General features: G+C 63.5%; 21 protein-coding genes. 16 read left to right on the forward strand and 5 right to left on the reverse strand.

The genetic code is table 11. The annotated features are described in order from the left end of the window. Positions 1-43 precede the first annotated feature (43 nt). The gene (gene corA, locus HNQ60_RS14765; RefSeq protein ID WP_184333071.1) at positions 44-1,009 is read right to left on the reverse strand and encodes a magnesium/cobalt transporter CorA; all 966 of its coding nucleotides are present in this window, start codon (positions 1,007-1,009) and stop codon (positions 44-46) included. A gap of 267 nt (positions 1,010-1,276) precedes the next feature. Between corA and kdpF the strand changes: the two genes are divergently transcribed. The 11 genes from kdpF (at position 1,277) to HNQ60_RS14820 (ending at position 15,727) form a co-directional block, all read left to right on the forward strand. Then, positions 1,277-1,342 (forward strand): K(+)-transporting ATPase subunit F, encoded by a 66-nt coding sequence (gene kdpF, locus HNQ60_RS28310; RefSeq protein WP_407676447.1) that lies wholly within the window; start codon positions 1,277-1,279, stop codon positions 1,340-1,342. Between the two features lie 19 nt (positions 1,343-1,361). Continuing rightward, positions 1,362-3,080, forward strand: coding sequence for a potassium-transporting ATPase subunit KdpA (gene kdpA, locus HNQ60_RS14775; RefSeq protein ID WP_184333785.1), 1,719 nt, complete (start codon positions 1,362-1,364; stop codon positions 3,078-3,080). A 95-nt stretch (positions 3,081-3,175) separates the two neighbouring features. Then, entirely contained in the window at positions 3,176-5,230 is a 2,055-nt protein-coding gene (gene kdpB, locus HNQ60_RS14780; protein WP_184333075.1) for a potassium-transporting ATPase subunit KdpB, read from the forward strand. A gap of 5 nt (positions 5,231-5,235) precedes the next feature. Then, on the forward strand, positions 5,236-5,823 hold the full coding sequence (gene kdpC, locus HNQ60_RS14785; protein WP_184333077.1) for a potassium-transporting ATPase subunit KdpC: 588 nt from the start codon (positions 5,236-5,238) through the stop codon (positions 5,821-5,823). Positions 5,824-5,860: 37 nt separating this feature from the next. After that, positions 5,861-8,533 carry a sensor histidine kinase gene (locus HNQ60_RS14790; protein ID WP_184333079.1) on the forward strand — a complete coding sequence of 891 codons (2,673 nt, stop codon included), beginning with the start codon at positions 5,861-5,863 and terminating at the stop codon, positions 8,531-8,533. A 93-nt stretch (positions 8,534-8,626) separates the two neighbouring features. After that, positions 8,627-9,310, forward strand: coding sequence for a response regulator (locus HNQ60_RS14795; protein WP_184333080.1), 684 nt, complete (start codon positions 8,627-8,629; stop codon positions 9,308-9,310). 51 nt (positions 9,311-9,361) lie between these two features. Continuing rightward, entirely contained in the window at positions 9,362-9,937 is a 576-nt protein-coding gene (locus tag HNQ60_RS14800; RefSeq protein ID WP_221304210.1) for an RNA polymerase sigma factor, read from the forward strand. Continuing rightward, entirely contained in the window at positions 9,934-10,548 is a 615-nt protein-coding gene (locus tag HNQ60_RS14805; RefSeq protein ID WP_184333082.1) for a hypothetical protein, read from the forward strand. The genes HNQ60_RS14800 and HNQ60_RS14805 overlap by 4 nt, the downstream gene beginning before the upstream one ends. Before the next feature lie 97 nt (positions 10,549-10,645). Then, on the forward strand, positions 10,646-11,074 hold the full coding sequence (locus tag HNQ60_RS14810; protein WP_184333084.1) for a hypothetical protein: 429 nt from the start codon (positions 10,646-10,648) through the stop codon (positions 11,072-11,074). A 93-nt stretch (positions 11,075-11,167) separates the two neighbouring features. After that, on the forward strand, positions 11,168-13,450 hold the full coding sequence (locus HNQ60_RS14815) for a TonB-dependent receptor (protein WP_184333086.1): 2,283 nt from the start codon (positions 11,168-11,170) through the stop codon (positions 13,448-13,450). 114 nt (positions 13,451-13,564) lie between these two features. Beyond that, complete coding sequence (locus HNQ60_RS14820; RefSeq protein WP_184333088.1) at positions 13,565-15,727, forward strand: hypothetical protein; 2,163 nt, start codon at positions 13,565-13,567, stop codon at positions 15,725-15,727. Between the two features lie 12 nt (positions 15,728-15,739). Here HNQ60_RS14820 and HNQ60_RS14825 read toward each other — a convergent pair whose 3' ends face one another. Beyond that, a complete protein-coding gene (locus HNQ60_RS14825) occupies positions 15,740-17,044 on the reverse strand; it encodes a serine/threonine-protein kinase (RefSeq protein WP_184333090.1) in 1,305 nt (434 codons plus the stop codon). Positions 17,045-17,350: 306 nt separating this feature from the next. Further along, on the reverse strand, positions 17,351-17,722 hold the full coding sequence (locus HNQ60_RS14830) for a hypothetical protein (RefSeq protein WP_184333092.1): 372 nt from the start codon (positions 17,720-17,722) through the stop codon (positions 17,351-17,353). A 222-nt stretch (positions 17,723-17,944) separates the two neighbouring features. Here HNQ60_RS14830 and HNQ60_RS14835 point away from each other — a divergent pair, with 222 nt between their 5' ends. Continuing rightward, positions 17,945-19,597, forward strand: a complete 1,653-nt coding sequence (locus HNQ60_RS14835; protein ID WP_184333094.1) for a M28 family metallopeptidase — start codon at positions 17,945-17,947, stop codon at positions 19,595-19,597. A 6-nt stretch (positions 19,598-19,603) separates the two neighbouring features. On the opposite strand, the gene HNQ60_RS14840 is transcribed toward HNQ60_RS14835, so the two are convergent. After that, positions 19,604-21,475, reverse strand: coding sequence for a M48 family metallopeptidase (locus tag HNQ60_RS14840; protein WP_184333096.1), 1,872 nt, complete (start codon positions 21,473-21,475; stop codon positions 19,604-19,606). 184 nt (positions 21,476-21,659) lie between these two features. Between HNQ60_RS14840 and HNQ60_RS14845 the strand changes: the two genes are divergently transcribed. The 3 genes from HNQ60_RS14845 (at position 21,660) to HNQ60_RS14855 (ending at position 24,005) form a co-directional block, all read left to right on the forward strand. Continuing rightward, entirely contained in the window at positions 21,660-22,067 is a 408-nt protein-coding gene (locus HNQ60_RS14845; protein WP_184333098.1) for a YciI family protein, read from the forward strand. 41 nt (positions 22,068-22,108) lie between these two features. Further along, on the forward strand, positions 22,109-22,540 hold the full coding sequence (locus tag HNQ60_RS14850) for a YciI family protein (RefSeq protein ID WP_184333100.1): 432 nt from the start codon (positions 22,109-22,111) through the stop codon (positions 22,538-22,540). 196 nt (positions 22,541-22,736) lie between these two features. Beyond that, positions 22,737-24,005 (forward strand): RNA polymerase sigma factor, encoded by a 1,269-nt coding sequence (locus HNQ60_RS14855; RefSeq protein ID WP_322096871.1) that lies wholly within the window; start codon positions 22,737-22,739, stop codon positions 24,003-24,005. Here the strand turns inward: HNQ60_RS14855 and HNQ60_RS14860 are convergent, their stop codons facing one another. Beyond that, positions 24,006-24,845 (reverse strand): VOC family protein, encoded by an 840-nt coding sequence (locus HNQ60_RS14860; protein ID WP_184333102.1) that lies wholly within the window; start codon positions 24,843-24,845, stop codon positions 24,006-24,008. Positions 24,846-25,075: 230 nt separating this feature from the next. On the opposite strand from HNQ60_RS14860, the gene HNQ60_RS14865 reads away from it, so the two are divergent. Further along, entirely contained in the window at positions 25,076-25,276 is a 201-nt protein-coding gene (locus HNQ60_RS14865; protein WP_184333104.1) for a hypothetical protein, read from the forward strand. The last annotated feature ends 234 nt before the right edge of the window (positions 25,277-25,510 follow it).

The raw sequence follows: 25,510 nt of genomic DNA on the forward strand, positions 1-25,510 counted from the left end.
GCCGCCGGCGCATCCGTCATTCCCGCTTTCGCGGGTGACGAATCTACAACCATTTCTCCTTCCGCAATTTCCAGAACAACAGCCCATCCAGCCCGACCATCAGCCCGATCGCCAGGAAGTAGCCGTACTTCCACTTCAGCTCGGGCATCAGTTCGAAATTCATGCCGTAGATGCCGGCGATCAAGGTCGGAACCGCCACCAGTGCGGCGTACGCGGCGAGACGTTTCATCACTTCGCCTTCCTGCAGCGAGATCATCGAAACGTTCACGGTCGTTGCGCTGATGAGCGTGTCGCGGGCTGATTCGATCGACTGGTTGAGTCGCTGCAGATGGTCGGCGATATCGCGGAAGTACTCCTGCATGCCCGTGCACATCAGCGGCACGCGCGCTCCCGAAAGATTCCCGATGGCTTCCAGGAGCGGCGTCACGGCGTGCTTGATGAGCATCAGCCGCTGCTTCAACGCGTATAGGGCCTCGATGTTGTCGCGCAGGGACATGCCCGCGAAGATCCGTTCCTCCAGGGTCTCGAGTTCGTCTTCGAGGCGATCGAGAATCGGAAAGTAGCGGTCGACGACCGCGTCGATGAGTGCGTAGAGCACGTAACCCGGTCCGTAGCGCAGCAGCTCCGGCTCACGCTCGGAGCGCGCACGCACTTCCTGGAATCCGCGTTCCGCCCGGTTGCGCACGGAGAGCACATAGTTGCGGCCGACGAAGATGTCGGCTTCACCCACGATGAGTTCCCCGTCCTTCTCCTCGATCATGTGGACGACGGCGAACAGGCCGCCGCCGTACTCCTCGATCTTCGGTCGCTGATGGCCTTTCTGTGCGTCTTCCACCGCGAGTGGGTGCAGATGGAACTGCGCCCGCATGACGGCAAGCTCCTGCGGTCCGGGATCGACGAGCGCCACCCAGACGAAGCAGTCCGGTTGCTCGAGATAGTGATGGATCTCCTCCACCGAGATCTCGGCGAGCTTCTGGCCGTTTCGATACGCGACGCAGGTCCTCAGCATGGCAACTCTCTCGTCAGTACGTGCACGGCCCGGATTGTGAATCCGCGGGCGGTAATTTGCATCCTTATGCTTTTTTTATGCCGCGCGATGTTCTTCTGTCGGCAACTTTATGAGGGCATCGATAGATTGAGCCGCATCGGAAAGAGGTGCGGTCATGCAGGATCTGCTGTTCATCGGGCTCATCGCAGCGCTGTACGCGCTGACGCACGGCCTCGTCGTCGCGCTCTCGCGACTGGGGAGGATCGAATGACCTTCATCCAGTTCGCGATGTGGGTCGCGGCCGCGCTCGCGGTCTATCTGATCTACGCCTTGCTGAAGGCGGAAAAATTCTGACGCGGAGAAACTGATGACGATTGCAGCGATCGTGCTGGGGCTCGCAGTGCTAGCCCTGGCGACAGTGTGCGGCCGGCCCCTGGGGTACTACATTGCCGATGTCCTCGATGGCAAGGCAACGCCCCGGAGTCGCTTCCGTTTCAACATCGAGCGCTGGATCTACCGTGTCGCCGGAGTCGATGCGGAACGCGAGACCGGTTGGAAGCAATATGCTGTCGGTGTCCTGCTTTTCAGTGTCGTCGGAACGCTGTTCGTCTATGCCTTGCAGCGGTTGCAGGCGGTGTTGCCGCTCAATCCACAGGCTTTCGGCGCGGTGACGCCGGATTCGTCCTTCAATACCGCGGTCAGCTTCGTGACCAACACGAACTGGCAGGGGTACGCGGGCGAATCGACGATGAGTCACCTCACGCAGATGGCAGGGCTCGCGGTTCAGAATTTTGTTTCGGCAGCGACGGGCATCGCTGTGGCGGCGGCGTTGATCCGCGGCTTCGCGCGCCACACTTCCACGACGATCGGCAATTTCTGGGTCGACCTGACCCGCGTCACGCTGTACGTGCTGTTGCCGCTCGCAGCGGTCATGGCACTCGTGCTCGTCTCACAGGGCGTGATCCAGAACTTTGACGCGTACAAGGAAGTGACAGCAGTTGCACAGGGCAGCACCCAGACGCTGCCGATGGGACCCGTCGCTTCGCAGGAGGCCATCAAGGAGCTGGGCACCAACGGCGGCGGATTCTTCAACGCGAACTCCGCGCATCCCTACGAGAACCCGAACACGCTGACCAATTTCATTCAGCTGTTCGCGATCCTCCTGATTCCGATCGCGCTGACATTCACGTTCGGCCGGATGGTCGGCGACGCGAGGCAGGGGTGGGCCGTGCTCGCGGGCATGGCGATCCTGTTCGTCGCACTCTGGCTCGTCGCTGTTCACTTCGAGCAGCAGGGCAACCCGGTCTTCACGCAGGTCGGTGCCGACGTGGCTCGTTCCGATACCCAGCCGGGCGGCAATATGGAGGGGAAGGAAGCGCGCTTCGGCGTAGGTGCGTCGGCATTGTTCGTTGCCGTCACGACGGCGACGTCCACCGGTGCCGTGAACACGATGCACGATTCGATGACGCCGATGGGAGGGCTCGTGCCGATGTTCCTCATGCAGCTCGGCGAAGTCGCCTTCGGCGGTGTCGGCTCCGGCCTCTACGGCATGCTGATCTACGCACTGCTCGGCGTTTTCATTGCCGGCCTCATGATCGGTCGCACGCCGGAGTATCTCGGCAAGAAGATCGAAGCGTTCGACATGAAGATGACGTCGATCGCGATCCTGGCCACGCCCTTCGTCGTGCTCATCGGCACTGCTGTCGCCGTGTCCGTGGAAGCAGGAAAAATCGGTGTGGCCAATCCCGGTGCTCACGGCTTCTCAGAGATCCTGTACGCATTCAGCTCCGCCGGCAACAACAACGGCAGCGCCTTCGCCGGCCTCTCGGCGAACACCCCGTTCTACAACACGGCGCTCGGTATCGCGATGTGGCTCGGCCGCTTCTGGGTGCTGATCCCTGTGCTTGCGATCGCCGGCTCTCTCGCCGCAAAGAAGCGCGCACCCGTAACCGCCGGCACGCTACCGACTCACGGCCCGCTGTTCGTCGTGCTGCTCATCGGCTCGGTACTGCTGATCGGCGCACTGACGTACGTGCCCGCGCTGGCCTTGGGACCGGTGGTGGAGCAGCTGATGATGAGCGGCGAGAAATGAGCGGTAAGCAACGAGCAACGAGCGGTGAGCAACGAGCCAGAGGGCTCTGATCCTCTTCTGGCTCACAGCCCATAGCCTCTCCTGGAGTTCCTCCCATGTCCCGTTCCCCGAGACCCTTGTTCGAACCTGCTCTCATCCGGTCCGCGCTGGCGGGTTCGCTCCGCAAGCTCGACCCTCGCGCCCAGTGGCGCAATCCCGTGATGTTCGTCGTCTACGTCGGCGCGATTCTCACGAGCTTGCTGTGGGTGCAGTCGCTCGACGGCCAGGGCGATGCGCCGTCCGGTTTCATCCTGGGCGTGTCGGCCTGGCTGTGGATCACTGTGCTGTTCGCGAACTTCGCCGAAGCGCTCGCTGAAGGCCGGAGCAAGGCGCAGGCGGCCTCGCTGAAGGGATTGAAGCAAGCGGTGCAGGCGAAGGTGCTCACGCACCCGAAGCAGCGGCACACGCACCGCAATGTGCCGGCGACGGAGTTGCGGATCGACGATATCGTGGTGGCCGAGGCGGGCGATATCATTCCCGCGGACGGAATCGTCATCGACGGCGCGGCTTCGGTGGATGAAAGCGCGATCACCGGAGAGTCAGCGCCCGTGATCCGTGAGTCGGGGGGAGATTTCTCCTCGGTCACCGGCGGGACGAGAGTGTTGTCGGACTGGATCGTCGTGAAGATCACCGTCAATCCCGGCCAGACGTTCATCGACCGGATGATCGCAATGGTCGAAGGCGCGCGCCGGCAGAAGACCCCGAACGAGGTTGCGCTGACGATCCTGCTCGTGGCGCTGACCCTGGTCTTCCTGCTCGCGACCGTGACGCTGTTCCCGTTCTCCGTATATGGCGTCGAGGTGACGAAGCTCGGTCAGCCGGTGACGATCACGGCGCTGATTGCCTTGCTGGTGTGCCTCATTCCCACGACCATCGGCGGATTGCTCTCGGCGATCGGTATCGCGGGCATGAATCGCATGATGCAGGCGAACGTCATCGCGACGTCCGGTCGTGCGGTCGAAGCAGCAGGCGATGTGGATGTGTTGCTGCTCGACAAGACCGGCACGATCACGCTGGGCAACCGGCAGGCGGCGGCGTTCCTGCCGGCGAGCGGAGTGACGGAGCACGAGCTGGCGGATGCGGCACAGCTCGCATCGCTGGCCGATGAAACGCCCGAGGGGCGGAGCATCGTCGTGCTGGCCAAGCGCTTCGATATCAGGGAGCGCTCATCGCAGGATCTCACCTTCGTTCCGTTCTCCGCGCACACGCGGATGAGCGGCGTCGATGCGGGCACCCGGCAGGTCCGCAAGGGTGCGCCCGATGCGATTCGCAAGCATGTCGAGGCTCTGGGGCAGCGTGTGCCGCCGGATGTCACGCAGGTGATCGAGACCGTCGCGCGTCGTGGCAGCACGCCGCTCGTCGTGTCGGACGACGCAAAGGTGCTCGGCGTCATCGAGCTGAAAGACATCGTCAAGGGCGGCATCAAGGAGCGCTTCGCCGAGTTGCGGCGCATGGGCATCAAGACGGTGATGATCACCGGCGACAACGCCCTGACGGCGGCAGCTATCGCAGCGGAAGCGGGCGTCGATGATTTCCTCGCTGAAGCGACGCCCGAGATGAAGCTCAAGCTCATTCGCGAGCATCAGGCGCAAGGACGCCTCGTCGCGATGACCGGCGACGGCACCAACGACGCGCCGGCACTGGCCCAGGCCGATGTGGCTGTCGCAATGAACTCGGGCACGCAGGCCGCGAAGGAAGCCGGGAACATGGTCGATCTGGATTCCAACCCGACCAAGCTCATCGAGGTCGTGGAGACCGGCAAGCAAATGCTCATGACCCGCGGGTCGCTGACGACGTTCAGCATCGCGAACGACCTGGCGAAGTACTTCGCGATCATTCCGGCTGCCTTCGCCACCACCTATCCGCAACTCAACGCGCTGAACATCATGCAGCTCGAGAATCCTTCGTCAGCGATTCTGTCGGCCGTGATCTTCAATGCGCTGATCATCGTCTTCCTGGTGCCGCTGGCGCTGAAGGGCGTGAAGTACCGGCCACTCGGCGCTGCCACGCTGCTTCGACGCAATCTCCTTGTCTATGGTCTCGGCGGCATCGTCGTTCCTTTTCTCGGCATCAAGCTGATCGATCTGCTGCTGACGGGCATCGCGGGGTAAGCATCATGACTTCACAGATCCGACCGGTACTCGTCCTCTTCGCATTCCTCACGCTGATGACCGGAGTGGTGTATCCCTTCGTCGTCACTGGCATCGGGACGGCGCTCTTTCCGGATGCGGCGAGAGGCAGCCTGATCGTGAGAGACGGTCAGCCGATCGGCTCGCGCCTCATCGGCCGGAGCTTCACGGAGCCGAAGTATTTCTGGGGACGCCCGTCGGCAACGGCGACCGCGCCCTACAACGCGCTCGCGTCGGGCGGTTCCAATCAGGGACCGCTGAATCCAGCGCTGGAGGAGGCTGTGAGAGGTCGCATCGAAGCACTGCGTACGGCGGATCCGGGCAACGGTGCGCTCATTCCGGTGGATCTGATTACCGCGTCCGCGAGTGGTCTCGACCCTCACATCAGCGTTGCAGCGGCGCAGTACCAGGTGGCGCGAGTCGCCAACGCACGAGGATTGCCTGCGACGCAGGTCGGCGAGCTCGTCGTCGGGCATACGAGCGAACGATGGCTGGGACTGTTCGGCGAACCGACGGTCAACGTGCTCGCATTGAATCTGGCTCTGGACGACATCGCGGGACGGGTAGGCGAGTGATCGCGACGATCGCACGATCCAGCGCATAATCCAGCGCATGGCCGAGTCCGACACCGTTCGACCTTCTCCGGAAGCGTTGCTGGCCGAGGCGCAGCGTCATGAGCGCGGCCGCCTGAAAATATTCCTCGGCGCCGCGCCGGGTGTCGGCAAGACGTACGAAATGCTCAGCGTTGCCCGCCGCAAACTCGCGGAGGGCGTCGATGTCGCTGTCGGTATCGTCGAGACGCATGGACGGCAGGAGACGGAAGCGCTGTTGCACGGCCTGCCGCGGATTCCCCGCCGGCGGCTGACACATCGCGAACGCGAGCTGGAAGAGCTCGATCTCGACGCGCTGCTCGAACACAAGCCGAGGCTGGCGCTGGTCGATGAGCTGGCGCACACGAATGTCCCCGGCTCGCGGCACGCGAAGCGGTATCAGGACGTCCAGGAACTGCTGGACGCCGGTATCGATGTCTACACGACGCTGAACGTCCAGCACCTCGAAAGCTTCAATGACATCGTCGGTCGGATCACGGGTGTCGAGGTTCGCGAGACGGTGCCCGATGCGATCATCGAGCAGGCACATGACGTCGAGCTGATCGACCTGCCGCCGGACGACCTGATCGAACGCCTGCGACAGGGGAAGGTTTACGTTCCCGACGCTGCTCGTCGAGCCCTCGATCACTATTTCTCCCGCGGCAATCTGCTGGCGCTGCGGGAACTTGCACTGCGCGCGGCATCCGAGCGGGTTGACGACGACATGTCGGTGTTCATGCGCGCGCATGCGATTGCAGGTCCGTGGCCCGCACGCGGACGCTTGATCGTCTGCGTCGATGCGACTGCTGCCAGCGAGCACGTCATCCGCACGGCAAAGCGGCTGGCCGATCAGCGGCATCTGCCCTGGACGGCGATCTACGTTCAGACGCTGGGGTCGGCGACCTCGGCGCGTGCCCGGCTCGATGCGAATCTCGCGCTCGCATCACAGCTCGGAGCCGACACGGCGATTCTCACGGGCGATCGGGTCGGTGAAGTCATTGTCGAGTATTCGCGGACCCACAACGCGGCTCAGATCGTGGTCGGTCGATCCATGGACGTGCGTCATCGCTTCTGGCCGAGACGTCGTCTCGCTCAGTGGCTGCTCGATCATGCGACGGATTTCGAGATCACGATCGTTGCGGCGCCGATCAACGGATCGGGTGACGGTCGGCCAGTGCAATCGGATCGTGCGCGCAAGTGGCTCACGTCCCGCGATGTAGCGCTCGCGATCGGATTCTCCGCGGGCGCTGCAGTGATCGGAAAGCTGCTCGAGCCGTACACTGACAGTGCGAGCCTGGCTTTGATATTCCTGCTGGCTGCGACGTTCGCTGGCGCGACCGGCGGGCTCGTGGCTTCCGTGCTGTGCAGCGTGATCGCGTTCACGGCGTACAACTATTTGTTCACCGAGCCGCGGTACTCGCTGAGTGTCGACAATCCTCAGGATGTCACGACGCTCGTGGTGTTTCTCGCAGTGTCGTTCGTCGTGGGCCAGCTTGCTGCGCGCCTGCGCCGGCAGGCACATGACGCATGGTTGAGCACGAGGCGCGTCGAGACGCTGTTCGATTTCTCACGACGGCTCGCAACTGCCGTCGATGATCGCGATCTGCTCACCGCCGCAGCCACAGGCCTGTCCGAGTTGCTCGGCAAACGCTGCGTGGTTCTGCGGGCGAATGCACAGCACCGCGCGGATCCGCCGGTGGAACTCGAACGGGCAGGGGAGTTTCGCGATACCGATCAGGCGGCCGCCGACTGGGCCATCGGTCATCGCGAGACCGCGGGTCGCGGCACAGGAACGCTGCCGGCTGCCGCGTGGTACTTCGTGCCCATCCAACAGTCCGGCGAGGTGTTCGGTGTGATTGGCGTTCATCTGCCCGCGACGTCCGATGGAGTCGACGCTGAGCAGAATCGTCTGTTGTTCACGTTGCAAACGCAGCTGGCGGCGGCATGCGAGCGCTTTCGTCTTCGCGAGGCTGCACAGAGCGCTCAGATTCAGAAAGCAGCCGAGTCGTTGCGCGCGGCATTGCTGGCATCCGTCTCGCACGATTTGCGTACGCCGCTGGTATCGATCACTGGTGCACTCACCGCGCTGCGCGAACTATCCCATCGCATTCCGGAGGAAGACCAGGATCGGCTTCTCGGCAGTGCCATCGGGGAAGCGCAGCGACTCAATCGCCTGATTCAGAATCTTCTCGACATGACGCGGCTGTCGCACGGCGCGCTCGCGCTGCGTGCAAGCGCGGTTGACGTTCGCGATGCAGTGAGCCAGGCAATCTCACAGCTCGACGGTGTGCTTGCAGGTCACCAGGTCGATGTCCTCATTCCTGCAACCCTCCCACCGGTGCATGCGGACGCGACGCTGCTCGGACAGGTGCTGGCGAATCTTCTGGAGAACGCGGGCAAGTTCGCGCCGTCCGGGACGACCGTGCGAGTCGATGCGCATGCGACGGCAGACGCGATCTATGTGACTGTGGCTGATCGAGGCCCGGGAATCCCCGCGGCGGAGCGAGGCAGGGTCTTCGATCTGTTCTATCGCGCCGGACAGCGCGACAACGGAACGGCAGGTGCAGGCATGGGGCTCGCGATCTCGAAAGGGTTCGTCGAAGCCATGGGCGGGAAGATCGGGATAGCGGATAGCGCGGAAGGCACGGCGGTGGAGATTCAATTGCCGCGCGCTCCCGCGGTCATCCCCGCGTAAGCGGTTCGTCATTCCCGCTTTCGCGGGAATGACAGCCACAAGGCGTAAAGCTACTCTGCGCTGGCACACAACCCAATCCCTCACACTCAGCCCATGCAAGCCCGACCCCGCCTCCTGATCGTCGATGACGAAGAACAGATCCGCCTGTTCCTGCGCATCACGCTCAATGCAGCGGGCTACGATCCGATCGAAGCATCGACAGGCCGCGAGGCGATCGAGGCGTGCACGGGAAAGAAGCCCGATCTCGTCCTGCTCGATCTGGGCCTGCCGGACATCTCCGGGATCGACGTGATCCGCGCCGTCAGGGTCTGGACGCAGTTGCCCATCATCGTGCTTTCCGTGCGTTCCGATGAGTCGGACAAGGTAGCGGCGCTCGACGCGGGCGCCAACGACTATGTTCAGAAGCCCTTCGGTACCGCCGAACTGCTTGCACGCATCCGCGCATCGTTGCGTGCGCATTCGGGAGAGACCGCCGACCCGGTGATCGAAGCGGGTGGCCTGAGAATCGACATTCCCGCTCATGAAGTCCGGCGCGATGGGCAGCTGGTCAAGCTGTCGCCCAAGGAATTCGATCTGCTGCTCGTGCTTGCCCGTGCGGCCGGGCGCGTCTGCACTCATCGCCACCTGCTCGAAAGCGTCTGGGGGAAATTGCATCGGGACGACGTGCAATACCTGCGCGTCTACGTCGGGCAGTTGCGGGAAAAGCTCGGCGACAACGAAGGCGTGCCGAAACACATCGTGAACGAGCCGGGGATCGGCTATCGACTGGTGGTCTGACCGGAGCGCCGGCGGTGTAAGAAAGCCGCTGCTGCCCGCACTACCGGATACATGACGACTCTGGACGCTTCGCCGACGGTTCCTGAGATGCTTTCGCCGGGCGGCGATGCCGAGCGCGTTCAGGATGAGCGATATACCGAATCGATCGCGCTCCATGGCGACGCGCTCGGGCGGCTGGTGCGCGGCTACGAATCGAGACCGGACCGCCGCCAGGATCTGCTCCAGGACATCCACATCGCCCTTTGGCGGAGCTTTGCGACGTTCGACCAGCGATGTTCGCTGCGGACCTGGGTTTATCGAGTCGCTCACATCGCTGCAACCCGCCACATCGTCGCGGACCGCCGGCTGCGACTGCGCGAGTTGTACACGCTCGATGACGTGCCGGAGCCGGAAGATCCGCACAATCCGGCCGAGGACGTGGATCGAAGCGATTCCCTGCAGCGGCTGCTGTCGCTGATCGACCGGCTGAAACCGCCGGACCGGCAGGTGATCCTGCTCTATCTCGAAGACTTCAGCGCGGATGCGATCAGCGAGGTCATCGGCCTGTCCCCGCAGAACGTCGCGACCAAGATCCACCGGATCAAGCGCCTGCTTGCCACCCTGTTTCACGCGGAGGAGCGCTCATGACGACCAACGAGGAGAACCGGATGGAGAAATCGGCATGGCAGTCGCAGCCGCTCGACGCGCCGGTCGTTTCGCTGGCGTTCGTCCATCACCAGGCCAGCCGGCTCAACAAGGATTTCCGGCAGCAGAAGGGGCTCATGTACTGGGCGCTCGGCATCATGGTCGCGGCGGGTCTGGTGACCGTGTTCAGGGATCCGCCCTCCGATATCGGTCCGATGCTCTACGTGATGCGGGTCGGCATCCTTCTGGCGCTCGCGGGAGCTGTCTGCGTGGTGCTCGAGATGCGCAGCCGCGCGCGCATGCTGCAAAGCCGTGACGACGTGACCGTGACGCAGAGCCTCGATGCTTACCGGTCCGAGCTCGAGCGCCGAAGGGACTACTACCTGCATTCCTGGCGATGGTCGCTGCTTCCGATGCTCCCTGCGGCGCTGGTGCTGATCGTCGGCGGAATGATCTATGACCCTCACCCGGAAATGCTGTCTCACTACGGGCTGATCGTTGTGTTTGCGGTGGCATTCACGGCGGCAGGGGTGTGGGACCACAGGCGTAAGGGGCACGCGTATCAAGGCGAGCTCGACGCTCTCGGAACACTGGAGCACCGCCCGCGGCCGTAAAAGGCGTCGCTGACATTTCCTTGATCTTTTCCGGACGAAAGTTGGTGGTCGGTAGAGCGGGCGTGAACCTATACTTCGCTCGAGTCGACCTACCGCCATGAACCGCCGAATCTTCAAGTCGCTGACGCTCTGGATGGTGCCGCTGCTGCTCGCGCGCGCACTGATCCCGGCCGGCTACATGTTGATGACGGGCGCGGATGGCCTGCAGCTCATGTTCTGCCCGGGCGTGGTCCAGATGGCGATGCCCGCCGTCGATGAGCATGCCCATCACGCCGGGCATCACGCAGCAGCCGATCAGGCGCAACAGGCGGGCAGTTCCTCCGACGGCTCGTCCGGACATCGCGCCCAGGACAGCATGCCGTGTCCGTTCGCGCTCGCTGCGGTGGCGGCGCTGGGACACGCAATCGGCGGCGCCACGTTCTCCGATTCGACCGCGGAAGAGTTCCCCGATTTCCATTCGGCACCGGATATCCATTCCGGTCCGCTGCGCGCCGACCGCATCCGCGGTCCGCCGCTCTTTTCCTGAAAGGCACGTTGTCGATCGACCGTTGACGGATTGCCATCCGGCAGGCCGTCGCTGCTTTTCGCCGAAGCGCTGCTTCGGTTCAGGAGAATTGGAATGAAGACCCGGCATTCGGCGCCGGCTGCGCTCGCATTCGCAGTCAGTGCGCTTTCGCCCGTCGTTCACGCAGATCCCGATGTGGAGCCTGTGCGGACACTGGGGACGGTGACCGTGATCGGCACGCGACCAACGTCGCTGCCGACGCAGATCCCGACGACGATCGAGGGCATCACGGCGCAGGAGATCGCAGTGGCGATCAACGCCACGGATGCGGAAGACGCCCTCAAATATCTTCCTAGCCTGCTCGTCCGCAAGCGCTATATCGGCGACTACGACCATGCAGTGCTGGCGAGCCGCGCTTCGGGCACGGGCAACAGCGCCCGCTCGCTCGTGTACGCCGACGGGATACTGCTCTCGAATCTGCTCGGCAACGGCGCAACGTTCACACCGCGCTGGGGCATGGTGACGCCCGGCGAGATCGAACGGGTGGACGTGCTCTATGGTCCGTTCTCGGCCGCCTATCCCGGCAACTCGGTCGGTGCCGTCGTCGAGTACCTCACGAGGATGCCGGACCAGTTCGAGGCGCACGTGCGCGCGACGAGCTTAGGCCAGAAGTTCGATGTCTACAGCACTGACGAAACGTACGATGGCTATCAGGGCAGCGTTTCGATCGGCGATCGTTTCGGCGACCTGTCCGGCTGGCTGAGCTACACGCGGTTGGACAACGACAGCCAACCGCTCGTGTACGCGAACAAGCTCGTCAGCTCCGGAACGCCGGGTAGCGCAGGTACTGCGGTGACCGGCGCGATTCCCGGCAAGAATCCGCGCAATCAGGACTGGCTCCTGCTGGGCACGACCAGCCAGGCTCACACGGTCCAGGACCAGGCGAAGCTCAAGCTCGCTTACGACTTCACGCCGAATCTGCGTGCGAGCTACACACTGGGCTGGTGGCGCAATGAAGCCGAGCGAGCGTCGGAGAGCTGGCTTCGCGATGCGAATGGCAATCCGTTCTACGCGGGGACGATCAACGTCGATGGGCGCTCCTACACGGTTGCGGCTACGGACTTCGCGCCCAGCCGCGGGGATCTGCAGCACTTCATGCACGGGTTTTCGTTGAAGCATGCCAGCGGCGGGGCGTTCGACTGGGAAGTCGCGGCGAGCCTGTACGACTACGACCGCGATGAAGTGCGGTCGCCGACTGTCGCACTGCCGGCAGCCGAAACAGGAGGGGCGGGGCGCCTCACTGATCTGTCGGGCACGGGCTGGAACTCCGTATCGCTGAAGGGAGCGTGGCGGCCCGAGGGCGTCGATCACATCGTCGATTTCGGGTACCAGCGCGACGACTACGAGCTGCGCACGCTCGTATCGAATACCGCCGACTGGCTGAGCGGCGCGCCCGCATCACGCTTCTCTGCATTTCGAGGCAACACGATGCTGCAGAGTCTGTATGCGCAGGACACTTGGGGATTCGCGGCGGACTGGCGTGCAACACTGGGATTGCGTGCGGAGCGATGGGAAGCATCCGATGGTGCGATCTCGAATGCGACCTCGACGTTGTCGTTCGGCGAGCGATCGGCAACGTACTATTCGCCGAAGGCCGCGATCGCCTACCAGCTTGCGCCGGATTGGTCGCTCAAGGCGTCCGTCGGTCGCGCTGTCCGCATGCCGACTGTCGCCGAGCTGTACCAGGGATCGATCTCGACCACCGTCATCGTCAACAATGATCCGGATCTGAAGCCTGAGCGGTCGTGGACCGGTGAGCTCACCGCCCGGTACGACCACGATCGCGGCTCGTTGCGGGCGACGGTGTTCCACGAGGACACTCGCGATGCGCTGTATTCACAGACGAACGTCACCGTGACGCCGAACGTGACGAACATCCAGAACGTCGATCACATCCGTACGACCGGACTGGAGCTGGCCGGGGACTTCGCCGATGCGTTCGTCGAAAACCTGGATCTGCAGGCCAGCGTCACGTATGCGCACTCACGCATCGTGGAGAACGACAACTTCCCCGCAAGCGAAGGCAAGTGGCAGCCGCGTGTGCCGGACTGGCGTGCGAATCTTCTTGCGACCTACCGGATGGGCGAAAAGTGGACCACGACGCTGGGCTTGCGCTACAGCGGCAAGCAGTACAACACGCTGGACAACAGCGATCCGAACGGCTTCGCGTATACGGGCGTCAGCGAGTTCTTCACGGTCGATGCACGCGTGCGTTACGCGCTGACACAGCAGATCACGCTGGCGATCAGTGCCGACAATCTCAACGGCGACAACTACTGGAATTTCCACCACTACCCGCAGCGCACGATTGCCGCGGAGTTGAGCATGGATTTCTAGTTTTCTCGTCCGCTCTGCAGTAGGGGTGTCGCCGTTTGCGTGGACGGCGACGCGTCTGATATGAAGCATCCACCAACAAATGGCATGCCGAAGCAGTGTGCCGGGGGAGGATGCATGGGTGCGATTCGATTCACTTTCCTGCTCGGATTGTTCGGGCTCGTGGCCGGGTGCGGAGGAGGCGGCAGCGGTGGCGGCGGTGACGACACCAGCCTGACGCTCAGTGCCTCGACGGTCACATTCGAGGCCTTTGTCGCCGAGCCTGCGGCGGAAACGAAGACCTTGCAGGTATCGTGGACCGGTTCGAAGGTTGCCGGCTTCATCGTCGGTACATTGCCAGGCCAGACCCTGCCGAGCTGGCTCGACGTTACGGCCGTCGGTACGAGCAACCCGACGACACTACAGATAACGCGGCGGCCCGTTGCCTTGCCCACCGGACGACAATCGATCACCTTGCGGGTCGTGACCGGTGATGCCAACCAGAACATCTTCGACACGCGGGATTTCACAGTCACGCTCGATGTAGTCGCCGTTCCCACCGCGGCGCCGACCGCGCTCTCGTGGGTGGAGACGGAGCAGCCAGCGAACCGGGCGATCGCGATCACCCGCGATAGTCGTGTTCAGATCGCGAGCGTCACGCCCACTGTCGACTGGATCAGCGCCGCAGTTTCCGGCGATTCGATCAATCTCTCCGGCACGGCGGCTTCTGCCGCGCTGGCGCCGGGGGCAGTGACAGGTGCGGTCCGGGCGACGTTCTCGCTGGGAGGGCGGCAGCGCATTGTCGATATCCCAGTGACGGGAATGATCTCGCCCGCACTCTCGGGCACGGCGTCGCTCGCGTACGAAGTGAACGCATCGACGCAAGCGGCGAATCTGTCGAATCTGGCCGTAACGGTTACGGCTGCGACCCAGTCCGCGATCGGGTTCAACGTGCAGAGCAGTGCGGCCTGGCTGATCGCAACAGGGACGACCACCGGCGCCCCGGGCAATGTCTCGGTTTCGTTGAGTCCGAGCGAGCTGCAGCAGATGGGGTACGGGATCCACAACGCAACGCTGACCATAGCGCCCACTGGCAGCTCGGCACGCCCACTGCAGATTCCTGTCTCGCTCAATCTGCGGCTGCCGGAAGTGCATTTCGTCGCGCCGGTTGCCTTCACGGATTCCGTCGCGAACGACTACGTCATCGCTCGCGGCGCGGGCTTCTCGGATCCCGCAGCGGTGCCCTCGCTGGACGGGCAGGTGATGGGAGGCGTCACCGTCATGAGCGATACGGAACTGCGATTCGTTCCTGGTGCCCGGGCCGCAGGCGACTATGAGGTGCGGGTATCGAACAATCTCGGCTTCACGCGCGACAGCGCCAATCTGCGCGTCGCCGAGCCGCCGTCGTACGGCAATTTCACGATGGCCGCTGCGGTCGAGTTGCAGGAACGCGTGGTTTCCAGCCCGATCAATGGCGTCGTGCTGAGCAGCAACTGTTATTTCTGCTGGGATGGCGACTCCAAATCGACTTTGCAGCGGTTTTCCTACGACGCCGGCACGCAGACCTGGACTCGCACCCAGCATGCCTATCCGGGGTTGTACGATTTTGCTTTCAGTCCGGATGAATCCCAGCTCATCGTGATGACGTCGACCGACGTGCTGCTGGTCGATCCCCTGACGATGGCGACGATCCAGTCGTACCCGTTGCCCTTCCAGATAGGCGGCAGCTCGCGACAACTTGCGGTACTGAACAGCGGCGTGGTCATCATCGACGACTTGCGGCGCGGGTTCTCGCTGCGCTCGCGTCAGTTCGTGGAAGTCCCGAACTACCTCGCGGGCGGAGGCCTGGCGGTCAGCATCGACGGAAGTCGCGCGATGTTCGGCTCGCCCACCAACTCGGGTGATGTTCCGTACGGCTATCTCGATGCGTCCAACGGCGCCATCTACACGTCGCCGACGCGCCAGCACTACGCCCGCGGCATCTACTCGCGACACGCCGAAGCCGGCTTCACCAACAACTACGTGTTGAATGCGGATCTGGAGCTGCGCGGGACACTGCCGGTCGCAAGTCACGCCGGCGATCTGTCGCCCGACGGCACGCGAGCTTATGGATTGGACTACGCCGCCGGCGCATTGCGCGTCTTCGATATCACCGGATCGGAGCCCTTCGCGGAGATTCTTCCCGCGTATGCGGCGCCAGGGGTCGACGCCTATAGCGGCGGGCGTGTGGCGATCGACCCGAGCGGTCGCGCCATCTTCGTCATCTCGGAAACCGACTTCACCGTAATTGCACTGCCCTGAGGGCAGCTGCGCCTACGACGCGGACAGCACCCGTTCCATCAGCGAAGGCTGCATCCGCTTCAGAAAGCGATCGGCCGTCTGCGGCCGCTCGCGCCGGTCGAACGACAGGCAGCGATCGATCAATTTCTTCAGGCGGCTGTTGAGGCCAGGCACCGGCGCGAATGTCATTCCCTTCTGGCGCGCAATGGCCATGCTGCTGCGCTGGAAGGGATGGACGCCCGTCAGCATCTCGTACGCGATGACGCCGAGCGGATAGAGATCATCCGCGGGATGCGGCTGCGAGTGCTGCGCCCAGGGATCGGTTGCATACGCCTCGGTGTAAGCACGCAGCGTCAGCGTGTCGAGCACGTCGAGCGACTCGTTGCTGACCGGGACGGCGTTGACCAGGCCGAACGCCATGATCTTTGCCGTGCCATCGTCGCACAGGAAGACAGCGTGCGGGCTCAGGTCGGAATGCACGATGCCGTGACGATGCGCGAACGCGAGACCGTTGGCGATTCCTGAAATGATGGGCCACGCGAGCTCATGCGACGTGCCGCATCCGCGTACCTCGCGGATGAGACTGCTCAGCCATCGGCCGCGCAGCGGCTCCATGACGATGAACACCCGATCGCCCTGTTGCTCGAGGCTGCGGACGCCGACGATATTCGGATGAATCAGATGCTGGGTGCGACGGATCGCCGCATCGAGCGCTGCGTATGCGGCCGGCTGATGCCGCAGGTTCACTGCGACGACCTTTACCGTGACTTTCTCGCGCCCGCCGAGACTGAGGAGATCGACGGCCTCGAAAACCTGGCCGACACCGCCGGCGCCGAGGTGGCTCACGATCCGATACCGGTCCTTGAGTACGCTGCCGGGAACGATGTTCTCCGGATCCGCCGGATGACACGTGGCCGCGACGATGGCCGCCGAGTCGAACCATTCGATCGGGCCGGTCAGGGGCGTGGCAGGGGCGAGGTCATGCGCAGTCTCGACGCGCTTGTGAGTCGTGCGTTCGATGAGCGCATTGAGCAGCCGGTCGGTTTCTCGCATGCGATCGGCTGTCGTGGGCGCCGGCCTCGATGATTCGGGCGGCAGCATTCCGGAATCGATCCAGACGGTGCGATCGGTCTGAAAGCCTTCGAGCGCATCGAGCAGCGAGCGGGCCACGCTGCGCGTAATGCGTTTGTCTTTCATCGCGGCTTCGACGCGCAGGTTCCAGAAACGCGTACCGGCAGGATCGGCTTGCGCCGATGCAAGCAACGACTGGCAGGCGGCGTCGAGTGTTATCGACTGCCCGCGCAGATCCTCGATGATCTGGTCGACGTGCTTCCCCATGGCCTGTTTCCTTGTGCGTTCCGGAAAATCCGGGATCCATTCGGCGGCCCGGCTTGCAAACCGGTACATCGCGCATGGTTTGAAGAATATTCACCGCCTGTGCACCCAGGATGTGACCGCCGGCTCATTTTTCCCGGCCGTTCGGCGGATTGCATGCAATTGTTCGCGGGTGTCCGCTGATCGGAACGGGGGGCGTCCCGCTTATGTATAGCGGCCTGCCGGACTTGGCGATGAGCGGCGAGCTATGAGCGATGAGTCAGAAGCCTGCTGAGGTTCTGGCTCATTGCTCGTCGCTCGCAGCGACCCTCAGGCGATCGCTGCCCGCTCGACCGGCAGCGGAATGACTTCCGCCTTCGGTAGTTCGGCAACAGCAGCCCTGCGTGTGCGGACGCGGGGGATCGGATCGTCGCCGTGCAATTGCTGGTCGGTGTTGGCGAGCCAGCGTTCGATGTGACGACGGAAGCGTTCGATGGAGCGGACGCGAAGGACGACGAGGCCCGTGCCGTCGTACATCTGCTCCTGCACGGCCGACACGTGATACCACCACTGCAGGCGTTCGAGCCGCTCGCCGTTGAAGTACGGCAATGAAATCGAAAAGCGGCGTCCTCGCCGGGTGGGTTCCGTTTCGGCGAAAGCGAAGTAGTCTTCGAGTGCACGCGGCAGTTCGATGAGCGTCATCCGATCTCTTGTGGGAAGGATTAACGACGCGAGGATCATAGCGAGTCGCTGTGATGCGTTCCAAGAGGGCGGAGCGCTTCGCATCGAACTTTTCTTCCGGCAGCCGCGTTCGCAACGATGCGTCGCACCGATTTCAGGCAGACGGGCTGGCAAATGCGGACGCGACGTGATAACCCGGTGCACGATTTGCGGCGGCCGAAGCGATTGACTGGAGCAACTTCGATGTCACGGGTTTGCACGATTCTTCTTGCAGCGGCGATGGCGGGGCCAGCGATCGCTGCCGATCCCGGCGTCATCGATCCTCAGCGCCTGTCCGATGCGGTGCGCGTGCTGGCCTCGGATGAGTTCGAAGGCCGCGCGCCCGGTACGGCGGGCGAGACGAAGACTGTCGAATGGCTTTCCACTCGCTTTCGCGAGCTGGGCCTCGAACCCGGCGGTGAACGCGGGAGCTGGACGCAAACGGTTCCGCTGGTTCGTACGCAGATCGGTGCTCCGGCCGCGCTGAGCGTGGCCATCCAGGGGAAAGAACGCGCATTCACGCAGGCCAGCGACATTTACGTCAGCACGGTGCGCAAAGTCGACCGCGTATCGATCAAGGCAGCACCGATGGTGTTCGTGGGTTACGGCGTTACCGCGCCTGAGCGGCAATGGGATGACTACAAGCAGGTCGACCTGCGCGGCAAGGTCGCCGTGTATCTCATCAACGATCCGGATTTCTATGCGAAGGCGGGCGAGCCGGTGGCGGGGAAGTTCGGCAACCGTCGCATGACGTATTACGGTCGTTGGACATACAAGTTCGAAGAAGCCGCGCGGCGCGGCGCCATCGCGGCATTGATCGTTCACGACACCGATGGTGTCGGTTACGGCTGGTCGACGGTGACCGCGCCCGCGGGAGAGAACTACGACATCGTGCGGGAGAACCCTGAAGAACGAATTCTGATGCAGGGCTGGCTCGCGGGCGCCGCGGCGAACGAGCTGTTCAAGTCAGCTGGACTCGACCTCGCTGCATTGAGCGAGCAGGCCCGCCGCGCCGACTTCAAACCGGTGGAGCTGAAGAACGCCCGCCTCACCGCCAATCTGCCGGTGACGGCGACGCTGGCGGAGAGCCGGAACGTGCTGGCCAGGATCCCGGGCAGCAAGCGGCCCGATGAAACGGTCATGTTCGCGGCGCATTGGGACGCCTACGGCATCGGTCCTGCCGATGCGCAGGGCCGCAAGATCCGTCCCGGCGCCAATGACGATGCGCTGGGCGTCGCCGGCGTGCTCGAGCTTGCGCGAGTCTTCAAAGCGGGGCCACAGCCGGAACGCACTCTGGTCTTCGCAGCATGGACGGCGGAGGAGCGCGGGCTGCTGGGCTCGCAGGCCTACGCGGCGAAGCCGCTGTATCCGCTCGAGAAGACTGTCGCCAACCTGACGCTCGATATCCTGCAGACCGCGGGCCTGGCGAAAGACGTCGTCCTCGTCGGTGCGGGCCAGAGTGAGCTCGAAGACGATCTCGCCCGCGCCGCCGCCAGGCAGGACCGCATCGTCACGCCGGAATCATTGCCGGAGCGCGGTTTGTTCTATCGCGCCGACCATTTCCCGCTGGCCCGCAACGGCGTTCCCGTGCTGCTGCTCATGGCGATCAGCGGACCAGCGGATATGCGCGAGGGCGGCCGGGAGGCTGGCCAACGCTGGCTCGAGGGCTACATGCGCTGTTATCACCAAGCGTGCGATGCCTGGGATGCGAGCTGGGACTTCCGCGGCGCCGCGCAGGATGTCGAGCTCTTCCACACGATGGGCAAGGAGCTCGCGAATTCGACCCGCTGGCCGCAATGGCGCAAGGAGTCGGAGTTCAATGCGGTCCGCGAGGCGAGCAAGTCTCAGCGACGCTGAGCGGCGTCAGGCGAAGTAGATCTCTCCGCCAGGCACCTTCTTGAACTTCGACCGGAACTGCTTGTTGTCTCCGTCGACGCAGAAGACGATCGCGTCGCCCGGAATCTTCACGGCGGCGCACAGCGCATCCACGAGGTGCTGCGACGCCTGGGAGGACTCGAGTTTCCACCAGCGATTCTTGCGGCGCACCGCAAGGACGTAGAACGGAAGGTGGGCATAGTGCTGTGTCTTCTTGCGGACCAGCCAGGCGTTCCGCACCTCCGGGAACGTTCGCAACTTCTCGACGATCTCCTGCACGGTCGCCGTCGGCAATTCGTGCGGAAGCAGCGTGTCCGAGGTCAGGAGCTGCCCGCGTTCGCGGCGTGCGAGCTCATCGCGCTGACCTGCCTCGCTGAGATCATCGAGATGCGAGCGGGCTTCGGTATCGCGGCCATGGCGCCGCAGGTACTCCACGATCTGGAATCCACCGACCTGTGCAAGCGTCTGATCCAGTCGGCCTGCCTGCCGCAGCAGTTCAATGCCCGCATCGTCGTCATTGTCGAGTTTCAGGCGGCCGACCGCGAACAATGCCGCGGCGTTTTCGGGTGCACGCTGCAATACGGCTTCGTACAGTGGCCGGGCGGTCGCGGAATCCATGAGCTCTTCCGTCAACGACGCGCGATTGAGCGCATCGTCGATGGAGAGCTCTCCCGTTGCCGCCGCCGCTTCGAGCTCTGCGAGACGCGAGCGCGATTCCGTCGCGTACTGATGCCGCTCGCGCCACCAGTCGCGCACGTTCTCATGCCACAGGCGATCGAACTCGGCTTCCAGCGTCGCGCCGAACGTGCCAAGGAGTGTCTCAGCGGCCGTGACGGTGATCGTGCCCGGCAGCGCCGCGCTTGCACCCAGCGCGTTGAGGCGATCGGCGAGGCAGGGGTGCGTATCGTCGAAGCCCGTCCGGCGCTTGAGCGCGGATTCGAGCGTGACGCTGGCATCGCCGTGCGGCCTCGGTTGAGTGAACGCATGGCGCAGCATCGAGAAGGGCTGCGCCTGCGGCTGCTCGCGCTCGTCCGCTTCCCTGAAGATGTTCTTCCAGTATTCGGATTGAAGGAACTGCGCCTGCAGTTCGACGCGCACGAGTGCAGCGCCGGCGACACCCGCACCCGCGGTGGCGGCGGCCATGCGATCGGCTTCGTACTCCTGACGCCGCGCCTGCACGAACGAATAGGCACCGAACGTCGGCGCGTACCATTTGAAGAAAGGAACGAACAGGAACTGACCCCAGTGATCGCTTTCTTCGAGCGCATGGGAAAGCCGCGCCCAGCCGGCCCGCAGCCGGTAGATCCACGCGCCGAATTTTCCGTGCTGACCGGAGAGATGGCCGAACTCGTGGGCGACGACGGTCCGGAATTCCTCGACGCTGAGCGCCTGCATGAGCGGCAATCCGAGCACGAGATAGTTGCGGGGCCAGCCGAAGACGCCGAGGCGCGGATGCTGGACGACGGCGGCGTTGAAATCGTGCGTGACGAGGACGGTGTCGGCTCGCGGCGCGCTCGTCTTGCGTCGCACGTCGTCGACGAGGGCGAACAGCGCAGGCGCTTCTTCGCGTGTTATGACCCGCCCTACGGGAGGGGCGACGCGGACGAACATTGCCGTGAGCACGGCCCATACCAATGGGATCACGAAGATGCCCAGCTTCGCGGCGATTACTGCGCCGGAGCCATGGAGGATCATCCATCCGAAGCCGCCCAGCACGAGCAGCAACATCGCAAGGATGGCCGCGACATAGGCGTAACCGAGAACGGCAAGTCCTCCAAGCTTGAGGCGGTAGAGCGAGGGATGTTCCCGGGCGTGAGCCTCGATGCGCGCGACGAAATTCTCGTAGGCTTCCTGGTTCATTGTTCTGTCTTCCGGCCCCGATTTTCGAATCATAGGATGGTCGATCCGCGCCGGCCCGGTCATTCGACAGAAGGATGAAAGTTTTTTCGCCGGCCGTGTCGATCCGGGCATTTCCCGTTCGACGTACTCATGAAAGGGCACGAAGGGCTGCCCTCCGGCGTTGAACGATCAGGAGACAAAAGCCATGCGATTCATGATGTTGATGATTCCCAAGGGGTACGAGAGCGCTCCGGCCGGCACGATGCCGGACGCGAAAGCCGTCGAAGCGATGATGAAGTACAACGAGTCCCTGCAAAGGGCGGGCGTCCTGCTCGCGCTTGACGGATTGCATCCGCCTTCGATGGGTGCCCGCGTGTCATTCGCGGGCGGCAAACCCAAAGTGACCGATGGTCCCTTCGCCGAGGCGAAGGAAGTGCTCGGCGGCTACTGGATGATCCAGGTGAAGTCGCGCGAGGAAGCGATCCAGTGGGCGTCGCGCTGCCCGGGCGGCCCGAACGAAGTCATCGAGATCCGCCAGGTGCAGGAACTCAGCGACTTTCCCGAGGACGTGCAGAGGGCCGCCGCGGGCCTGCCCGAGCTCGGCAGCCGCTGATCCCGTCACCCGTTTTCGTTTTTCTATCGAGGAATAGTGCAATGCGAGTCATGGTCATCATCAAAGCAACGAAGGATTCCGAAGCCGGCGTGATGCCGAGCGAAGAGCTGCTGACGCAGATGGGTCAGTACAACGAGCAACTCGTGCAGGCAGGCATCATGCTGGCCGGCGATGGATTGCATCCGAGCTCCAAGGGTGCCCGCGTACGGTTCTCGGGCGACAAGCGCACGGTGATCGACGGACCCTTCGCCGAAACGAAGGAGCTGATCGCAGGCTACTGGCTGTGGAAAGTGGACTCGCTGCAGCACGCGATCGACTGGCTGAAGCGCTGCCCGAACCCGATGCGCGAAGAATCCGAAGTCGAAATCCGGCCGCTGTTCGAGATGGAAGACTTCGGCGAGGAGTTCACGCCGGAGCTGCGGGCGCAGGAACAGAGCCAGGCGGAGCGGATCAAGGCGAATCAGGCGAAGTAGGGGAAGCTGGAGATCGATGCGGTCCTTCTTCCTGTGGGTCCGGCTTCAGCCGGACGTGATCGCCGTCAGGCGACGGCTTTCCCTCCGGATGCCTTCGGCATGACGTCCGGCTAAAGCCGGACCCACAGGAGATGACGCATGCAGACGTCGCGCGTGGCGTTTGCGCTTGCATCTTTGCGGTGGTCTGATTCGCCTCGTGACCACCGAGATCCATCGAACGATCGAAGCTGTTTTCCGCATTGAATCGCCGCGGCTCATTGCCGGTCTTGCGCGGATGCTGCGCGATGTCGGTGCCGCCGAGGAGCTGGCGCAGGATGCGTTGATTGCCGCGATGGAGCAGTGGCCGCAGTCCGGGGTGCCGCAGAATCCGGGTGCGTGGTTGATGGCGAGCGCGAAGCATCGCGGGATCGATCAGCTGCGGCGTCGCAAGATGCTGGATCGCAAGCATGAGCAACTGGCGTATGAGATCGATACCGATCAGGAAGACGCAGTCGCTGCGGTCGAGGACAGTCTCGACGACGACATCGGCGATGACCTGCTGCGCCTGATGTTTACGGCCTGCCACCCGGTGCTTTCGACCGAGGCCCGGGTTGCCTTGACTCTGCGGCTCCTGGGCGGGTTGACCACAGCGGAGATCGCGCGTGCGTTCCTTTCGCCGGAGACGACCATCGCTCAGCGCATCGTTCGGGCGAAGAAGACGCTGGCCGACAAGCAGGTACCGTTCGAAATTCCGGCCGAAGCGCAACGGGCGGAGCGGCTCGCGTCCGTTCTCGAGGTGATCTACCTCATTTTCAACGAAGGCTACTCGGCGACTGCCGGCGACGATTGGACGCGGCCGGCGCTGTGCGAAGACGCATTGCGGCTCGGACGCGTGCTTGCCGGACTCGTGCCGGACGAACCGGAAGTGCATGGGCTCGTTGCGCTCATGGAGATCCAGGCATCGCGGCTCAAGACGCGGACGAATGCAGCCGGCGAACCCATCCTGCTGCTGGATCAGAATCGTGCGCTGTGGGACCACCTGCTCATTCGTCGCGGACTCGTTGCTCTCGCGCAGGCCGAGAAGCTCGGAGGGCAGGGGTCGTACGTTCTGCAGGCGGCCATCGCGGCCTGTCATGCCAGGGCCCTGACGGCGGACGCGACCGACTGGATACGAATCGCGACGCTTTACGCGCAGCTCTCGGTGCTGCTCCAGTCACCCGTCGTCGAGCTCAACCGGGCAGTCGCAATGACGATGGCGTTCGGGCCGCAAGCCGGCCTCGACATCGTGGACGCGTTGATGGAGGAACCGTCGCTGCGTGGCTATCACTTGCTACCGAGCGTGCGGGGTGATCTTCTCGAGAAGCTCGGCAGGTTCGACGAAGCACGGACGGAGTTCGAAAAGGCGGCTACCCTGACCAACAACGCGCGGGAGCAGCAATTTCTGCTCGGACGCGCGTCGGCATGTGCGGAGCGAAGCGCGACGTGACTATCGGCTGATCACTTCGACGGCGTTGCCGCTCGGATCCTGCGCCACGATGATCCGCATCGCCGGGTTGGACGTCTTCACGTTGCGAAACCCGAGCCCTTCCGCCTTCACGCGTTCGAGCACCTGGTCGAACTCGGGCGTATAGATCGCAACCACCGGGAAGCGGCTCTTAGGCAGAGGCGCCTCGCCCTTGGGCTCGAACAGGGCGAGCCAGGCCTCGGAACCGAATCCCATCAGAACTTCGTCATAGGCCGGCGCCTTGTAGCGCTGGATCGGCTTCACGCCGAACACGCGGGCGTAGAAATCTTCGGCTTTCTGTCGATCGTTCACGATGAGCTTCGAACCGCCGACAGCGGCGGGCTGATTCGGTCGCGCGAGAATCTCCACTGCGTTGCCGCTGGGATCGCGGGCAATCGCAATCCGGAACGGGCCTGACTGTGCGGGCGGTAGATGCACGATCGGATGCTTTGCGTCCGCGATGCGTTTCGTCACGGCGTCGAAGTCAGGGACGTAGATGAGAACCACGGGGAACTGGCTCTTCTTGATCGGCGCTTCGGCTTTCGGCGAGAAGAGCGCAAGGCGTGCTCCCGCCTCGAAACCCATGATCGGCTCGTCGTACACACCCTCGGCGCTGTAGTGCGCCACTTCCTTCATTCCGAGCATCTGTTCGTAGAACTGCTGGTTCTGTGCGACGTCGCCGATGATCAGCTTGGCGGCGCCGATGGTGTGAGGCGATGCGGACGAGACTGCGGGTGCTTCGCCTTCAGCGGCTGTTGCGATCCCTGTTGCGAGAGCAGTTGCAGCGACGACTGCGGCTTTGAAAGACGACTGGATAGTCATGCGACGGTTCCCTGTGAGTTCGTATCGTTATGGGCTCAACAGTAGCCGAGGGCTGTGGCCGCGTGAATGTTTTTTCCGCTCTGCGCGGTTTCGTGCTGGCATGCAGAACAAATCGGATCAGTGTCTTTGCACGAATCGCATTCATTGCCTCGCGTTTGACCCACGAGGTAATCGTCTCCATCGCGCCTTCTCTCGATACTTCGTGCTTGCACGCGTTCTCGAGGGTCACGATGTACTCGGTATTGATCGACGACTGCAGGAAGCTGCTGACGCCGTCTGAGACCGGGCACACGATCGCCGCATCGGCAATCGACATCGAGGTCTCGCGCGATACGACACTCGCGGCATGGATGCAGCGCCGCCGGGAGTCGTCCGCACGGACGACCGACGGCATGATCATCGATGGTCCCTTCGCGGAGACGAAGGGCTGACCTGACGAAAACTCATATCGCCATATCCGTTGCAGTGAGGGTGTGGTGCTCGGCACGACGTCGATCCGACGCCGCGGCAATGCAACTCCCGTCGACTCCATCGATCGTCTGCGCGATCTCGCGCCTGATCACGGCGCGTGTCACCGATTCGTCATCGAAGGTTGCGTTCCGGTCATTGCTGCGTTGTCGGCAACATTGAGTTTCGTGGCCACGCATTTCTCAGCGCGGCGGATC

It is taken from the genome of Povalibacter uvarum (assembly GCF_014202975.1).
In the GTDB taxonomy this organism is placed as follows: domain Bacteria; phylum Pseudomonadota; class Gammaproteobacteria; order Steroidobacterales; family Steroidobacteraceae; genus Steroidobacter; species Steroidobacter uvarum.

Excerpts from the sequence above, each read along its gene's own strand:
- corA (WP_184333071.1), bottom strand. The coding sequence starts at position 1,009 with ATGCTGAGGACCTGCGTCGCGTATCGAAACGGCCAGAAGCTCGCCGAG.
- kdpB (WP_184333075.1), top strand. The coding sequence starts at position 3,176 with ATGTCCCGTTCCCCGAGACCCTTGTTCGAACCTGCTCTCATCCGGTCC.
- kdpC (WP_184333077.1), top strand. The coding sequence starts at position 5,236 with ATGACTTCACAGATCCGACCGGTACTCGTCCTCTTCGCATTCCTCACG.
- HNQ60_RS14790 (WP_184333079.1), top strand. The coding sequence starts at position 5,861 with ATGGCCGAGTCCGACACCGTTCGACCTTCTCCGGAAGCGTTGCTGGCC.
- HNQ60_RS14795 (WP_184333080.1), top strand. The coding sequence starts at position 8,627 with ATGCAAGCCCGACCCCGCCTCCTGATCGTCGATGACGAAGAACAGATC.
- HNQ60_RS14800 (WP_221304210.1), top strand. The coding sequence starts at position 9,362 with ATGACGACTCTGGACGCTTCGCCGACGGTTCCTGAGATGCTTTCGCCG.
- HNQ60_RS14805 (WP_184333082.1), top strand. The coding sequence starts at position 9,934 with ATGACGACCAACGAGGAGAACCGGATGGAGAAATCGGCATGGCAGTCG.
- HNQ60_RS14810 (WP_184333084.1), top strand. The coding sequence starts at position 10,646 with ATGAACCGCCGAATCTTCAAGTCGCTGACGCTCTGGATGGTGCCGCTG.
- HNQ60_RS14815 (WP_184333086.1), top strand. The coding sequence starts at position 11,168 with ATGAAGACCCGGCATTCGGCGCCGGCTGCGCTCGCATTCGCAGTCAGT.
- HNQ60_RS14820 (WP_184333088.1), top strand. The coding sequence starts at position 13,565 with ATGGGTGCGATTCGATTCACTTTCCTGCTCGGATTGTTCGGGCTCGTG.
- HNQ60_RS14825 (WP_184333090.1), bottom strand. The coding sequence starts at position 17,044 with ATGGGGAAGCACGTCGACCAGATCATCGAGGATCTGCGCGGGCAGTCG.
- HNQ60_RS14830 (WP_184333092.1), bottom strand. The coding sequence starts at position 17,722 with ATGACGCTCATCGAACTGCCGCGTGCACTCGAAGACTACTTCGCTTTC.
- HNQ60_RS14835 (WP_184333094.1), top strand. The coding sequence starts at position 17,945 with ATGTCACGGGTTTGCACGATTCTTCTTGCAGCGGCGATGGCGGGGCCA.
- HNQ60_RS14840 (WP_184333096.1), bottom strand. The coding sequence starts at position 21,475 with ATGAACCAGGAAGCCTACGAGAATTTCGTCGCGCGCATCGAGGCTCAC.
- HNQ60_RS14845 (WP_184333098.1), top strand. The coding sequence starts at position 21,660 with ATGCGATTCATGATGTTGATGATTCCCAAGGGGTACGAGAGCGCTCCG.
- HNQ60_RS14850 (WP_184333100.1), top strand. The coding sequence starts at position 22,109 with ATGCGAGTCATGGTCATCATCAAAGCAACGAAGGATTCCGAAGCCGGC.
- HNQ60_RS14860 (WP_184333102.1), bottom strand. The coding sequence starts at position 24,845 with ATGACTATCCAGTCGTCTTTCAAAGCCGCAGTCGTCGCTGCAACTGCT.
- HNQ60_RS14865 (WP_184333104.1), top strand. The coding sequence starts at position 25,076 with ATGTACTCGGTATTGATCGACGACTGCAGGAAGCTGCTGACGCCGTCT.